This is a genomic window from Lichenihabitans sp. Uapishka_5 (genome assembly GCF_033947565.1).
In the GTDB taxonomy this organism is placed as follows: Bacteria; Pseudomonadota; Alphaproteobacteria; order Rhizobiales; family Beijerinckiaceae; genus Lichenihabitans.
On record NZ_JARPVX010000021.1, the window covers coordinates 39,478 to 54,780 of the forward strand.

Genomic DNA, 15,303 nt, shown 5'->3' on the forward strand with positions numbered 1-15,303 from the left:
CCTCGTGATCGGCGGCCTGACAGCCTTTAGGGCAGACCGGCCTCGGCGAGGCAGGCCTTGAGGTGTGCGACGCCCTTCCTGGCATAGGTGAGCGGATCGGCCTTGACGGGATCCTGCTCGGCCTCGAGCACGACCCAGCCCGAATAACCCGTGAGCGCCTTGAACACGGCCGTGTAATCGACCGAGCCGTCACCCGGCACGGTATAAACGCCAAGCTCCGCCCCCTGCCCCAGAATGGCGTCGAGGAAGCTCAGGTCCTCGGCCTCGGCCCCCTTCGCCTTGTCGAGACGCACATCCTTGCAATGCACGTGGGTGATGCGCTCGCGATAGGTTCTGGCGAGCTTCGCCGGATCGGCGCCGCCCCAGGTGGCATGGCCCGTGTCGAGCAGCAGGTTGGCCGGCGCCTTCGTGGCGCCCATGAAGGCATCGATCTCGGCCTCCGTCTGCACGATCGTGCCCATGTGGTGGTGGTAGCAAAGCGTCAGGCCCTCGTCGGCGAGGCGGCTCGCGAAGTCCGTGACCTTGGCCCCGTAGGGTGCCCAATCGCCGGCCGCCATGATCGGACGCCGCGACAAGGCGGTGCCGCGGCTGCCGTGCACGGTGTTCGAGGTTTCGCACACGATGAACACGTCCGTTCCCATCGCCTTCAGCAGGTCGCGGTGGGGCTTGGCGGCCGCGAACTCCTCGGCCGGCGAGCGGCGCAGAAGCTCGATCGAGTGCCAGCCACCGATGCAGCGCATGCCATAGGGCTCCAGCGCCGCCTTCAGGGCCGCGGGCTCCCGGGGGAACTTGTTGCCGAGTTCCATGCCGACGATGCCGGCCTCGCGGGCCTCGCTGAGGCAGGTCTCGAGCGGCGTGGCGCCGCCGATCTCGATCAGGTCGTCGTTCGACCAGCCAATCGGGTTGGCGCCGATGCGGATTGTCATGGATGAAACGTCTTTCTCGATCAGTTGACGGCGCGCTGGAGGCCGCGCTGGCGCTCATAGCCTTCATAAGCCTTTTCGACCTCGGGGCGCACCGAGACCTGCGGCACCGCCACGTCCCACCAGAAGCCGCCCGCTTCCGTCGAGGGGCCCGCATCGGTGTCGATCAGGATCACCTGGGTGACACTGGCAGCCCTCGCCTCCGCAAAGGCCGCTTCGAGCTCGCCGAGGTTCGCGACCTTTCGGGCTTCGGCCCCGAGGCTCCGGGCATGGGCCACGAAGTCGATGGCCGGCAGCGTCACGTGCCGGCTGTCGGCCAGCATGTTGTTGAACGGCGCGCCGCCGCATTCCTGCTGCAACCGGTTGATGCAGCCGTAGCCGCCATTGTCGAGCAGCACGATCGTCAGCTTGAGGCCGAGCATTACCGAAGTCGCGATCTCGGAATTCAGCATCAGGTAGGAGCCGTCGCCCACCATGACGATCACCTCGCGGTGGGGCAGCGCCATCTTGACCCCGAGGCCGCCCGCGATCTCGTAGCCCATGCAGGAATACCCGTATTCGATGTGGTAGCCGAGCGCGTCGCCGGTCTTCCACAGCCGGTGCAGCTCTCCCGGCAGGCCGCCCGCGGCGCAGACCACCACGTCGGACGGCTGGCCGGCCCGCTGCACGGCCCCGATCACCTGGGCGTCGGACGGCAGCGCCGCGTTGGTCGGGGCCGTATAGGTCGAGGCCACCTCGGCCCAGCGCGCCTTCTCGTGCCCCATGCGGGCCGTCCAGTCGGCCGGTGCCGCGTGGTCGCCAAGCGCCGCCGACAGGGCCGCGAGGCCGACCTTGGCGTCCGCCATCAGCGGCAAGGCGCCGAACTTGCCGAGATCGAAGCTCTGCACGTTGAGCATCACGACCGTGGCGTCCGGATTGCCGATCAGCGTCGCCGAGCCGGTGGTGAAATCCGCAAGCCGGGTGCCGACCGCCAGCACCACGTCGGCCTCGGCCGCGAGCGCATTGGAGGCCCCCGTCCCGGTGCAGCCGACCGCGCCCATGCAGTTCGGGTGCGGGTCGGGCAGCGCCGACTTGCCGGCCTGGGTTTCGAGCACCGGCAGGCCGTGGCGCTCGGCGAAGCGCGCGAGCTCGGGCTCGGCCGCGCTGTAGAGCACGCCGCCGCCCGCAACCAGCACCGGTCTCCTGGCGCCCCGCAGCGCCGCCACCGCCTCGGCCAGTTCCACGGGATCGGGGGGCGGGCGCCGGATGCGGCGCATGCGGGGCTCGAAGAAGCGCTCGGGATAATCGTAGGCCTCGGCCTGCACGTCCTGGCAGAAGCTCAAGGTGGCGGGGCCGCATTCGGCGGGATCGGTCAGCACCTGCAGGGCGCGTTCGAGCGCCGGCATGACCTGCTCGGGCCGGGTGATGCGGTCGAAGTAGCGGGACACGGGGCGAAAACAGTCGCTCGCCGAAACGGTGCCGTCGTGGAAGGCTTCGACCTGCTGCAGCACCGGATCGGGGCGGCGGTTGGCGAAGACGTCGCCGGGGATCAGCAGCACGGGCAGCCGGTTGACGTGGGCGAGCGCGCAGGCGGTGACGAGATTGGTGGCGCCCGGGCCGATCGATGTGGTGCAGGCCATCATGCGGCGGCGGCGCGACGCCTTGGCAAAGGCGATGGCGCTGTGGGCCATCGCCTGCTCGTTGTGGGCCCGGAAGGTCGGAAACGTGTCGCGGGCGCCATAAAGCGCCTCGCCCATGCCGGACACGTTGCCATGGCCGAAGATGGCCCAGATGCCGGCGAAGAGCGGCATCGTTTCGCCGTCGATGTCGGTCATCTGCTGGCCGAGGTATTTGACCATGGCCTGTGCGGCGGTCAGCCGGATCGTGCCCATGCTGTGGTTCCCGTCCCCGAGTTCTTCTTGCGCGTGGTGATGCGGTCAGACCGGCCGCACGGCCTGCCAGGCGTCGACGAGCTGCGCGAACCGGGCCGCCATCGCGTCGCGGACCGCCGCGTCGTCCATCCGGCCCGCGAGCCAGGCTCGCGCCGGCTCGGCGAAGATGGTGCGCCCGACCGCGAAGCCCTTGACGGCCGGACAGGCCGCGGCCGCGGCGAACTGCGCCTTGAGGTCGTCCAGCGGAGCGTCGAGGCCGAGCAGCATGATGCCGCGGCAGAATGGGTCGTTGTCGGCAATGGCGGCCGCGATGGCGGCCCAGGCCGCAGAACTCGGCTGCCCTTCGAGCTTCCACCAGTCCGGCTTGATGCCGAGGCCATACAGGCGGCGGATCGTGGCTGCCACGGTGTTGTCGCCGAGCGGGCCGTGCTTGCCCGCGATGATCTCGATCAACAGCTCGCGGTTGCCGCGCCGCGCCGCATCGTGCAGGCGCAGGAGCTCGCGGTCCTGGCGCTCGGTCAGCGCCGCCGGGTCGTCCGGCCGGGTGAAGCAAAGGCACTTGATCGTGTGGCCCATGGGCCAGTCGTTGAGAAAAGTCGCGAGCGAGCCGTCGCCCTCGAAATCGAGCGGACGGGACCCGGGCAGCTCGACCGGCCGCCCGATCCACAGGGTCTGGTCGGTGGCGCGGAACAGGGCGTCCTGCCCATGGGTGCCGTCGAGCAGCATGCCGAAGCCGGGACGGCCGGCCGCCACCTGCACCGTGGCCTCGAGCGCCAGCACCTTCAGCGCCTTGATCTTGTCGCGCGGCGCCCCGGCTTCGTCGGCCATGGCTTCGAGCTGGATGCGGTGGTCCATCGCGAAGGCCATGATGGTATTGGGTCGGGCATGGTCGGGGATCAGGGCGTCGCGCGTGGTCGCCCAATGGATGTGGTTGAGGTCGGCCTCGTGCCGCAGCACGGGATTGCGGACGCCCTTGTCCAAGAAATGGCTGAGCTCCGCGAAGGTCGGATATTCCACCGAGCACAGGAGGCGCGACACCGCGAAGGCGCCCGCCGCATTGGCGAAGGCACAACAGCGTTCGAGCATTTCGCCGCGCAGATAGCCGCGCAGGAAACCCGACATGAAGGCGTCGCCGGCCCCAAGCACGTTCAGCACCTCGACCGGGAAGCCCGGCCCCGTGACGCCGTCCTCGAGGCGCGCCGGGATCGGGCCGTCGAACACCACGCAGCCCATCGGGCCGCGCTTGCAGACGATCAGGGCGTCGCTGACAGCCCGGATGGCCCGGATGGCGCCGAGCGCGTCATCGGCGCCGCCGGCGATCATCAGCTCTTCTTCGGTGCCGACCACGACGTCGCAGAAAGGCAGCACGGGTTCCAGCAGCGTCGTGACGCCGCCCGACTTGATGTAGCGCGCTTCGCCGGCCCCGTGGCCCGCAAGGCCCCACAGGTTCGGCCGGTAATCGACGTCGAACACCACCTTGCGGCCATGCTGCTTGGCATAGCGGATGGCGAGCATCTGGGCTTCTGCCGATTGGGGGCGGGCGAAATGGGTGCCGCTCACCATCACGGCGGCGGCGCTCGCCACGAAGGCCTCGTCGATGTCGGACGCATCGAGCGCGCCGTCGGCGCAGTTGTCGCGGTAGAAGATCAGCGGAAACGTGTGCTGGTCCTTGACGCCCAGGATCACCAGGGCGGTGAGCCGGTCGGGGTCGGTGTGGACGCCCGACACATCCACGCCCTCGCGGCCGAGCTGCTCGCGGATGAAGCGGCCCATGTGCTCGTCCCCGACCCGGGTGATGAGGCCGCTCTTTAACCCGAGGCGCGCCGTGCCGACCGCGATGTTGGTGGGGCAGCCGCCCACCGCCTTCGAGAAACTCGCCATATCCTCGAGACGGCCGCCGATCTGGCTGCCGTAAAGGTCGACGGACGAGCGTCCGATGGTGATGACGTCGAGCACGGGCGTTGCGGACATGACGGTGTTGATCCCTCGCGGCTCGGACGTGCGGCGATGCAGCCCCGCGTTTCCGGCCGTCCTCCTTCGGGACGGTCTCGTTCTCGTTGGGCCGACCGTGGATCGACCATGATGGCGAGCGCCGATGCGGAAATGAAACACGAGTTCTCATAACCATCAACATGGAATGAGCGTTCTTTCAGGCATGGGACAGTGCCGCGGCCTGCCAGACTCGGACGGCCGCTCCTAGCTGGCGCGCCGCCGCTCCGCGATCCCCACCGCGAGAGCCATGCTCAGGGCCAGCGTGGCGGCCATCGGTCGGAAGCCTTCGAAGTCTTCTTCAACCACCTCGAACCAGGCCGTGGCGGGCGGCAGCAGGGGGCTGAAAGGACTGTCGGTAATCACCACGAGCGGCGTTCCGCCATCCGCGATGCGCTGGGCGAAGCTGACGGTGGCCGACGCATAGGGGGTGAAGCTGACCGCGATCGCCGCATCGCGCGGCGTCGCGAAGGCCAGGGTTTCCGGGTCGTTGCCGGTGGCGGAGCCGATCAGCACGTTTTTGACGCCGAGCTTGCCCAGCACGTAGTTCAGATAGGCCGTGACCGGGAACGACCGGCGCTGACCGATCAGGTAGACCGTCTCGGCGGGGGCGAGCAGCGACACGGCATCGTCGAGCGTCTCGGGGCGCAAACTGTTGCGCAGGTGGCGGATCGAGTGTTCCGCCGCATTGGCGAAGCCTTCGAACAGGATCCCGACCTTGAGCGCCGCATCCGAGTGGTCCCGCACGGCGCGCAGGCGTTCCTCATAGGTGGGCACCCGATCGCGCAGGCGTTCGCGGAAGATGGATTGCAGCTCCGAAAAACCCTGGTAGCCGAGCGCCTGGGCGAAGCGGACCAATGTCGAGGGCTGGACCGCGGCGCGCTGCGCGATGCTAGCCGCCGTGCCGAAGGCGATCTCGTCCGGATTGGCCATGGTGAAGGCCGCGACCTGGGCCAGGCGCTTCGGCAGCTTGCGCTTCCGCTCGATCAGCGCCTGCCGCAGGGCATCGAAGTTCCGGGGGATCTCGTCGGTGTCGTCCGATCGTTCGCTTGTGTCCGTCATGATCCACCCAATGCGGCCCGAAGCCGGCTTGCCGCCGCATGTCGTACAGGCCTGCCGCGATCTCGGACCGGCGCGACCCCGAACCGTTGCTTCGCCGCAGGCACCTTTCGGATCGGGAGACCGGCCTTTCCGTTCATTCCAAAATAGTCCGATGTCGATCCAGGACTCAACGCTCGGGGACGGCCAGCGTCGGGCCAAGCTGCCGCCCAGTGGCTCTGGCCGCCGCCTCGCCTGAGAGTTCAACAGGCTACCAGCTGGCCAGTTCCTGGCAAAGCCACCGTTCCAATCCTCGCTTGACGCTCCCTAAATTGGAATGCATGATCCGCTCAAAGATAAAAACAACAATGTATTCTGCGGAGGGAGATTTTGTGAACGCCGTCGCCCTCAACCATCGCGTGGTGCCCAAGGCGAGCCTCACGGATTTTCTGGATCTCGCGGTGGCGCTCGGCGTCGGCGACGTCGAGCTTCGGAACGAGCTCCCGGGCGTTGCGATCGCGGACGGCACGCTGCCCGAGACGGTCCTCCACGAGGCCGAAAAGCGCGGCCTGACCATCCTGTCGATCAACGCGCTTTATCCTTTCAACATCTGGACACGCGAGCGCGCCCAACTGGCCGCGACGCTAATCGATTATGCGGCGGCCTGCGGCGCGAAGGGCATCGTCCTGTGTCCGCTCAACGATGCGGCCGATCAGGCGGGTCCGGCAGAACGCGCGGCTTCGCTGCGGGATGCGCTGACGGCGCTGGCGCCGATGCTGCGTCAGGCCGGGATCGTCGGCCTCGTGGAGCCGCTCGGGTTCCCCGGATGTTCGCTCCGCCTGAAGCGCGACGCCATCGCGGCGATCGATGCCGTCGGCGGCGCCGACGTGTTCCGGCTCGTGCATGACACCTTCCACCACCACGTGGCGGACGAAACCGAGGTTTTTGCGGGCCGCACGGGCCTCGTGCACATCTCGGGCGTGGTCGATGGCACGGTGGCGCGCGATGCCATGCAGGACGCGCACCGGGTGCTGGTCACGGCCGGAGATCGCCTCGACACCCTCGGCCAGATCCGCGCCCTCGTGTCGGGCGGCTACGTGGGACCTCTGTCGTTCGAGCCCTTTGCCGACAGCGTGTCCGACGCGGCCGACATCCGCGGGCTGCTCGAAACCAGTATCGCGGTGATCCGCGACGCTCTCGCGGCTGAGCCGCGACGCTGAAGCATCCCAGGCGCGCGCACGTGCCTGGTAAGACGAACGAGCGCCCACCCAAGGGCGCCAGTGGCAACGCATCCGGCGCAGCCGGACAAGGGAGGGATCGATGAAGACAAGGCTTTTGATGACGGCGGCGCTCGTGGCGCTGTCGGTGTCCGGCATGGCGCGAAGCGCTTCGGCCACCACCATCGGCATCACGATGGACAAGTTCGACGACAACTTCCTGACGAGCGTGCGTAACGCCATGGATGCCGAGGCCAAGGCCAACGGCGTCACGGTGCAGGCAGAGGATGCCAATGACGACACGTCGAAGCAGATCAGCCAGATCCAGAACTTCATCGCCCAGAAGGTCGACGCCATCATCGTCAACCCGGTCGACACCTCGGCGACGCCGAAGATGACGCAACTGGCCGTGGCGGCCAAGATTCCGCTCGTCTACGTGAACCGCAAGCCGGAAGACAAGACGCTGCCGGCCGGGGTCTCCTTCGTGGGATCGAATGAAAAGGCCGCCGGCACGTATGAGGGCGAGGAGATCGCCAAGTGCATGAAGAACAAGGGCAACGTCGTCATCATGCAGGGCCAGCTTTCCAACAACGGCGCGCTTGATCGCACCGCTGCCTTCGAGGCCGTGGCGGCCAAATCGCCCGACATCAAGATCGTCCAGAAGCAGACGGCCGAATGGGACCGCAACAAGGCCCTCGACCTGATGAACAACTGGATCACCTCGGGCGACAAGATCGGCGGCGTCGCGGCCAACAACGACGAGATGGCGATCGGCGCCATCCTGGCTTTGAAGCAGGCCGGCATCGACCCGAAGACCTTGTGCATCGGCGGCATCGACGCCACCGCGGACGGCCTCGCGGAAGTGGCCAACGGCAACCTCTACGTAACGGTGTTCCAGAACGCCAAGGGCCAGGGCAAGGGCGCCGTCGACGCCGCACTGTCGCTCATCAAGGGCGACAAGGTGCCGTCCTTCGTCGACGTGCCCTTCGAGAAGGTCACCAAGGACAACTACAAGTCCTATATGCAGTAGACGCGACTGGCTCCGACGTCCGGTCGGAAGGGCGGAGCCAGGGTTTGATGGCGACCGTATAAAGCTGAGGATGACGGCAAGGCCGTCGGCGCCCGCGTCGATGTGCCGTTCGAGTGGGCCGAGGCGGGCACGTACTAGTCCGCTCGTTCGACCGCAACGGCGGCATGTCCCGAGGCCCGACCATCTTGATCGCCATCATCCCCCGCGGGTCTCACTCCCGCAACCTTGACGCGCCATTGGCGGCAAAGGAGACGGCGCCGCATCGACACGACATGTCCGGCGGTAAAGCGGGCCACAGAACGCCCGCCGCGACCGATGATGGGAGAGGCCTGATGCTCAGTCCGCACACCTTCAAGATGATCCGCGAGGCGGGTGTGGTCCCCAACGCGGAATACCTGCTCGAGGTCAGCAATGTCCGCAAGGCCTTCCCGGGCGTCGTGGCGCTCGACAACGTCGATCTCCGCATCCGCCGGGGCAGCGTGCATGCCCTGATGGGCGAGAACGGTGCCGGCAAGTCGACGCTGATGAAGATCATCGCCGGGGTGTACCAGCCCGATGCGGGCACCATCCGGCTGAAAGGCAACGAGATCCGCATCGCGACGCCGCTCGACGCGCTCGAGGCCGGCATCGCGATGATCCATCAGGAGCTCAACCTGATGCCCTACATGACGGTGGCTGAGAACATCTGGATCCGCCGCGAGCCGCTGCGGTTCGGTTTCGTCGATCACCGCGAGATGAACCGCCGCACCGCCGCCCTGTTCGAGCGCCTCGCCATCGACATCGACCCGGCCTCGGAGGTGCGCGACCATTCGGTGGCCAACCGGCAGATGATCGAGATCGCCAAGGCGGTCTCCTATGAGTCCGACGTGCTCATCATGGACGAGCCGACCTCGGCCCTGACCGACCGGGAGGTCGACCACCTGTTCCGCATCATCCGGGACCTGCGTGACCAGGGGAAGGGCATCGTCTACATCACGCACAAGATGAACGAGCTTTTCACCATCGCGGACGAGGTCTCGATCTTCCGCGACGGGCGCTACATCGCCACCCACGCGTCGAAGGACATCACGCGCGACCAGGTCATCTCGGCCATGGTGGGGCGCGAGATCACCCAGATGTTCCCGAAGGAGGACGCGCAGATCGGCGAGGTGGTGCTGAGCGTCAGAAACCTCAGCCTTGCGGGTGTGTTCCGCGACGTGTCGTTCGACCTCCGCCGCGGCGAGATCCTGGGCCTTGCGGGGCTTGTCGGCTCCGGCCGCACCAATGTGGCCGAAACCATCTTTGGCGTGACGCCCGCGAGCGGCGGCGAGATCCATCTCAATGGCAAGCCGATCCGCATCGGCTCGCCGCGTGACGGCATGAAGGCCGGCATGGCGCTGTTGACCGAGGACCGCAAGGATACGGGCTGCTTTCTCAGCCTCAGCGTGCTCGAGAACATGCAGATGGCGGTGCTGACGAACCGCTATGTGGCGGCCGGCTTCGTGCAGCAGGGCAAGGTCGAGCGCGAATGCGGGACGATGAAGGACGCCATGCGGGTGAAGACGCCCGACCTGCACGAGCGCATCGAGAACCTCAGCGGCGGCAACCAGCAGAAGGTGCTGATCGGCCGCTGGCTGATGACCAACCCCAAGATCCTGATCCTCGACGAACCGACGCGCGGCATCGACGTCGGCGCGAAGGCCGAGATCCACCGCCTCATCTCGCGCCTCGCCGGCCAGGGCGTCGCGGTCATCATGATCTCGTCGGAACTGCCCGAGGTGCTGGGCATGTCGGACCGCATCATGGTGATGCATGAGGGCCGCGTCACCGGCATCCTGGATCGCGGCGAGGCCGATCAGGTCAGCATCATGCGACTCGCCGCGGCGTGACCACCACAACAACACCCAACCGGCGCGCCCCAAGGATGGCCGGACCAACACGCTCGAGGAGGCCCCGCCCATGGAACCCCTGACCGATGCGATCGCGGTGGCGGACCGCAAGCCGCGCCGCACCCGGCGCGTGCCGGCCGAATTCGGCATCCTGGCGGTGCTGATCGGCATCGCGCTGTTGTTCGAGGCGCTCGGCTGGGGTCTGCGCGGGCAAAGCTTTCTCGGCAACCAGCAGCGCCTGCTGGTGATGATCCTGCAGGTGTCCGTGGTGGGCCTCATCGCCATCGGGGTGACGCAGGTCATCATCACCGGCGGCATCGACCTGTCGTCCGGGTCGGTGCTGGCGGTGTCGGCCATGGTGGCGGCGAGCCTCGCCCAGGAGCCCGGCTACGCCCGGGCCGTGTTCCCGTCCCTCGCCGGCCTGCCGTTCGTGGTGCCGGCCCTGTGCGGACTCGTCATCGGCGGCATCGCGGGCTGCATCAACGGCTCCCTCATCGCCATCACGGCGATCCCACCCTTCATCGCCACACTGGGCATGATGGTGACGGCCCGCTCGGTGGCCCAGGTCTATACGCGCGGCCAGCCCATCTCGATGCTGGCCGACACCTACACCTGGATCGGCTCCGGCGCGGTGCCGGTGATCATCTTCCTGGTCACGGCGGTGATCTTCCACATCGCGCTGCGCTACACCCGCTACGGCAAGTTCACCTATGCGATCGGCGCCAATCCGCAGGCCGCACGGGTCAGCGGCATCAACGTCAGCCGCCACATCGTCCTGGTTTATACGATTGCCGGCGTGTTGTCCGGCATGGCGGGCCTCGTCACGGCGGCGCGGGCGCAGAGCGGCCAGGCCAGTATGGGCCTCGGCTATGAGCTCGATGCCATCGCGGCGGCGGTGATCGGCGGCGTCAGCTTGTCGGGCGGCGCCGGGCGCATCACCGGCACCGTGATCGGCACCCTGATCCTCGGCGTGATGACCTCGGGCTTCACCTTTATCGGCGTCGACGCTTATTTCCAGGGCATCGTGAAGGGCATCATCATCGTGGCCGCCGTGGTGGCCGACCAATACCGCCAGAAACGTCGCCGCAAGGCCTGACGCTGACGGGCCGATGGCGACCCAAAGGGGTGATCGCCTTGCGGGGTCAGGCTACGGCGTCGACCGTTAGCCCGTAGAAGCGGCACGCCGTGTCGCCCCGCACCGCGGCGCGGCCAGCCTCGTTCAGCGGCGCCAGAAGGCGCTCGCTGACCTCGGCCCAGACGGCGGGCTGCGACGCGAGGGTGAGAACCGGCCAGTCCGAGCCCCAGGCGAGGCGCTCCGGCCCGAACCAGTCGAGCAGGTGATCGACCAAGGGCCGCAAAGCCGCGACGGCGTCGTCCGGCGTGCGGCGGCGCTCCGCCGGCAGTTCGGTAAGGAGGCCCGACAGCTTGACGCAGACGCCCGGCCTGTGGGCGAGCGCCTGCATGCCGACCCGCCACAAAGCATGACGCGGATCGTCGGCCGGGGCCGAGACGGCGGGCTTGGCCGCGTGGTCGATCATGATGGGCAGATCGCCGTGGCGTTCGGCGAAGTGCTGCAAGGCCTGCAGGTGCACCGGCGTCACCAGCGCATCAAAGCACAGGCCGAGGCGTGACAGCGCCGCCATGGCGGCGGGCGCCGGCCGGGTGGCGATCCAGTCCGGGTCCGGCAGGTCCTGGAGCATGGGGCGCACGCCGACGAAGCGCGGATCGGCGGCAAGCCGTTCCAGGTCCGCCTCGGCGGCCGGGTCGGAGAGGTCGACCCAGCCCACCACGCCCACGATCTCGGGCGCGATCCGCGCTTGGTCGAGCAGGTGGCGCGTTTCGGCGACGCTTGGCGCCGCCTGCACGGCCACGAACGCCTCCGTCCCCATGGCGGCCCCGGCGGCACGCAGGTCCGCCACCTCGAAATCGCGGCGGATGGGGGCGAGTGGCCCCCCGTCCCCGTCGAGCCAGCCGTAATCGCCCCGCTCGAGGCGCCACAGGTGGCAATGGGCGTCGACCCGCGGCGTCATCCGAGCCGCCTCGGATCATCACGGCGCCGCCCCCGCGGACGGCCGGGACAGAGCGGCAGCGGGTCGTCGCCTTTGGCCATGAAGACCAGCACGCCGGCCCGGCCGAAGCTTCGTGCGGCCGCCGCCACGCAGAAGCAGTCCCGTCTGAGGCGCATCACGCCCTGCCTTTCCCGAACACGTCACGCCGCTGCAGCAGCATACGAAGGGATGGCGCAACCGCAAACACGGGACTGCGACGCACGATTCCTGGGGTCTGCTGACTGACGACCGCCACGGCTTCCGCCCCAGGGCCAGCCAGACGAGCAGGTCCCGTGTTGGTCTGGAAGATGCCCGCGACGGCGGCGACGCAGAGAGTGCTTCCGCGGCGCGACCTCGGCATGTTTGAATTTGGCCTCAGCAAGCATACCCAAGGCATATATACCATACCGAAGCACGTGCTGGCGCAGCTTCCAGCCGGCATGGCGCGTCGCTCATGCTCGGTCCTGCCTCGGGCGAGGCGCCGAACTCACATCAAATATCGTTCAAGGCCGCGAAACATGGCCTGACACTGCAGCATTAATGCGCCTGACGCCTGTGTTCCACGCACCTGCCCCTGGGATCGAACGTCTCTTTCGCCGGGTCTCCGCTATGTTGCTTCGGTGGGGCGGTCGTTCCGCGACAACTTCAATCGGATGCCGTCGCTGTTCTTTGACCGCTCCCCCACCGAGGTAACCGATCATGGTCGATCAAGCCAAACTCCAGGCCCTCCGGGCGCGCTACGCCGATGCGAGCGGCGGCGACATCTTCCATCCCGGGTTTCGGCGTGTGGCCGACACGCAGTTCTCGGGCGGCGCCCGGCGCGTCTGGCCCTTTGCCCAGGTGGCGACGCTGCTTGACGCCCCATCCCGCCCCGAGGCGGCGACGCTGCCGGATTTCGGCGGCCTCGACGTGGCGCTGATCGGCGTGCCGATGGATCTCGGCGTCACCAACCGGGCCGGCACGCGCCTCGGGCCGCGCGCCGTCCGTGCGGTCGAGCGCGTCGGGCCCTACGAGCATGTGTTGCGCCGCGCCCCGCTGTCCGATGCCAGCGTGGCCGACATCGGCGACGTGCCGATGGAAAGCCGCTTCAGCCTGGAACAATGCCATGCCGACATCGAGAGCTTCTACCGCAAGGTCGTGGCCGCGGGCGTGATCCCGCTGTCGGTCGGGGGCGACCACTCGATCACCGGCTCGATCCTGAAGGCCGTGGGAGCCGAGCGACCGGTCGGCATGCTGCATATCGATGCCCATTGCGACACCAGCGGCGCCTATGAGGGGTCGAAGTTCCACCATGGCGGGCCCTTCCGTCAGGCGGTGCTCGACGGCGTGCTCGACCCCGAACGGGTGATCCAGATCGGCATCCGGGGCGGCGCCGAATATTTGTGGGAGTTTTCCTACGAGAGCGGCATGACGGTGATCCACGCAGAGGAGATCGATGTTTTAGGCCTCCCGGCCGTGATCGCCCGTGCCAAGGCGGTGCTCGGCGATGGCCCGACCTATGTCAGCTTCGATATCGACAGCATCGATCCCGGCTTCGCACCCGGCACCGGCACGCCCGAGGTCGGCGGGCTGACGCCGCGCGAGGTGCTGGCGATCCTGCGCGGCGTCGACGGCTTGAACGTCGTCGGCGGCGACGTCGTGGAGGTCGCCCCGCAATATGACGCCAGCAGCGCGACCGCGCAGATCGCCGCCCAGGTGCTGTTCGAAATCCTGTGCCTGGCAACCCGTCCGCGGCCGTGACGCCCGGGGTCCACCCTCGGCCTGTATCCTGCGCCGATTGTCAGGGCGACCGAGGTGGATGAGGCCATGGGTCGCCCGGCGCGCCCTCGCCCGCGGCTGCAGGCCAAGACGGGGTTCCGGCTGGCGCCCGCCACCACTTGGCATGCAACCTGCCAGGAACAGGGCGGAGCGCGAACCGGAGGGACCCCGCACATGGCGCAAGACAACGCGATCACCGACGGTGACAAGGCCGCGCTGCATCAGCTCGGATATGCCCAGGAACTGTTGCGCGGCATGCGCACCTTCCAGAACTTCGCCATCTCGTTTTCGATCATCTGCATCCTGTCGGGCGGCATCAACTCCTTCAGCCAAGGGTTGAGCAGCCTCGGCGGCGCCTCGATCGGCATCGTCTGGCCGCTGGGCGCGCTCGGCTCCCTGCTGTTCGCCGTCGCCATGGCGCAGATCGGCTCGGCCTATCCGACGGCCGGCGGCCTTTACCACTGGGCCTCCATCCTGGGCGGCCGCTTTCTCGGCTGGCTCACGGCCTGGTTCAACCTGATCGGCCTCATCGCCGTGCTGGCCGCCATCAACGTGGGCACCTACCTGTTCATCGTGAACGCATTCGCGCCCTATCTCGGCCTCGACACCGCGGCGCTGACCCCGGCCGAGCCGACCCCCTACAGCATCGCGGTGCAGGCCGTCGTGGTGGGGCTCATCACGGTGTCGCAGGGGCTGTTCAACCATTTCGGCATCCGGCTCACCACCAAGGTCACCGATCTGTCGGGCTATCTGATCTTCGCGGGCGCCATCCTGCTGGTAGTGCTGGCCTTGGCCTTCGCGCCGCACATCACCTGGGCCAACCTGTGGACGGTCTCGAATTACAGCGGCGATATCGGCGGCGGCGTGTGGCCCCGCAGCGAGAGCCTCGGCTACCTGTTCGTGCTGGCGCTGCTGCTGCCCGCCTATACGATCACCGGCTTTGACGCCTCCGCCCATACGGCCGAGGAAACCCATGACGCGAGCCGCGCCCTGCCCCGCGGCATGATCCATTCGGTGTTCTGGTCGGGGCTGTTCGGCTGGCTCATGCTCGGGGCCGTGGTCGTGGCGGCGCCCGACCTGAAAGCGGCCGCATCCCAGGGCGGCGGCGGCTTCTTCGCCATCATCGACGCCGTGATCCCCGACCCATGGCGCTTGATCCTCTGGGTCATCGTGGCGCTGGCCCAATATGCCTGCGGCCTCGCCACGGTGACCTCGGCCAGCCGGATGATCTTCGCCTTCGCGCGTGACGGCGGCTTGCCGGGCTCGCGGACGCTACGGCGCGTCAGCCCCGCGCACCGCACCCCGGTGCCGGCGATCTGGACGGCCGTGATCTTGTCGATCGCCTTCACGGTCTACACGCCGGTCTACACCACCATCGCGGCCGTCTGCGTGATCTTCCTCTACATCTCCTATGCGGTGCCGATCGCGGCGGGCTTCTTCGCCTATCGCCGTTCGTGGACCAAGATGGGCCCGTTCGACATCGGCGCCGCCTTCCGGCCGCTGGCGTTCGTCTGCGTGCTGATCTGCGCCGTGCTGATCTTCAGCGGCATGCAGCCGCCGA

At 68.0% G+C, this 15,303-nt stretch carries 11 protein-coding genes; 6 read left to right on the forward strand and 5 right to left on the reverse strand.

Going from position 1 to position 15,303, the window contains the following annotated elements; all coding sequences use genetic code 11:
- Positions 1 to 26 precede the first annotated feature (26 nt).
- From iolE to P7D22_RS10405, 4 genes are all read right to left on the reverse strand, one after another.
- A complete protein-coding gene (iolE, locus tag P7D22_RS10390; protein WP_319934157.1) occupies positions 27 to 926 on the reverse strand; it encodes a myo-inosose-2 dehydratase in 900 nt (299 codons plus the stop codon).
- A 20-nt stretch (positions 927 to 946) separates the two neighbouring features.
- Positions 947 to 2,794 (reverse strand): 3D-(3,5/4)-trihydroxycyclohexane-1,2-dione acylhydrolase (decyclizing), encoded by a 1,848-nt coding sequence (gene iolD, locus P7D22_RS10395; RefSeq protein WP_319934158.1) that lies wholly within the window; start codon positions 2,792 to 2,794, stop codon positions 947 to 949.
- Positions 2,795 to 2,839: 45 nt separating this feature from the next.
- Positions 2,840 to 4,765 carry a bifunctional 5-dehydro-2-deoxygluconokinase/5-dehydro-2-deoxyphosphogluconate aldolase gene (locus tag P7D22_RS10400; RefSeq protein ID WP_319934159.1) on the reverse strand — a complete coding sequence of 642 codons (1,926 nt, stop codon included), beginning with the start codon at positions 4,763 to 4,765 and terminating at the stop codon, positions 2,840 to 2,842.
- Positions 4,766 to 4,990: 225 nt separating this feature from the next.
- Positions 4,991 to 5,845, reverse strand: coding sequence for a MurR/RpiR family transcriptional regulator (locus tag P7D22_RS10405; protein ID WP_319934160.1), 855 nt, complete (start codon positions 5,843 to 5,845; stop codon positions 4,991 to 4,993).
- Positions 5,846 to 6,189: 344 nt separating this feature from the next.
- Between P7D22_RS10405 and P7D22_RS10410 the strand changes: the two genes are divergently transcribed.
- The 4 genes from P7D22_RS10410 (at position 6,190) to P7D22_RS10425 (ending at position 11,032) form a co-directional block, all read left to right on the forward strand.
- Entirely contained in the window at positions 6,190 to 7,041 is an 852-nt protein-coding gene (locus P7D22_RS10410) for a TIM barrel protein (protein ID WP_442916073.1), read from the forward strand.
- 100 nt (positions 7,042 to 7,141) lie between these two features.
- A complete protein-coding gene (locus P7D22_RS10415) occupies positions 7,142 to 8,068 on the forward strand; it encodes a sugar ABC transporter substrate-binding protein (protein WP_319934162.1) in 927 nt (308 codons plus the stop codon).
- A 329-nt stretch (positions 8,069 to 8,397) separates the two neighbouring features.
- Positions 8,398 to 9,936 carry a sugar ABC transporter ATP-binding protein gene (locus P7D22_RS10420; protein ID WP_319934168.1) on the forward strand — a complete coding sequence of 513 codons (1,539 nt, stop codon included), beginning with the start codon at positions 8,398 to 8,400 and terminating at the stop codon, positions 9,934 to 9,936.
- Between the two features lie 70 nt (positions 9,937 to 10,006).
- Entirely contained in the window at positions 10,007 to 11,032 is a 1,026-nt protein-coding gene (locus P7D22_RS10425; RefSeq protein ID WP_319934163.1) for an ABC transporter permease, read from the forward strand.
- Between the two features lie 46 nt (positions 11,033 to 11,078).
- Here the strand turns inward: P7D22_RS10425 and P7D22_RS10430 are convergent, their stop codons facing one another.
- Entirely contained in the window at positions 11,079 to 11,966 is an 888-nt protein-coding gene (locus P7D22_RS10430) for an amidohydrolase family protein (RefSeq protein WP_319934164.1), read from the reverse strand.
- A gap of 717 nt (positions 11,967 to 12,683) precedes the next feature.
- On the opposite strand from P7D22_RS10430, the gene speB reads away from it, so the two are divergent.
- Together speB and P7D22_RS10440 are read left to right on the forward strand one after the other, a co-directional pair.
- On the forward strand, positions 12,684 to 13,724 hold the full coding sequence (gene speB / locus P7D22_RS10435) for an agmatinase (RefSeq protein ID WP_319934165.1): 1,041 nt from the start codon (positions 12,684 to 12,686) through the stop codon (positions 13,722 to 13,724).
- Positions 13,725 to 13,916: 192 nt separating this feature from the next.
- Positions 13,917 to 15,303, forward strand: a 1,387-nt coding sequence (locus tag P7D22_RS10440; protein WP_319934166.1) for an amino acid permease, incomplete at its 3' end; no start/stop codon positions are given.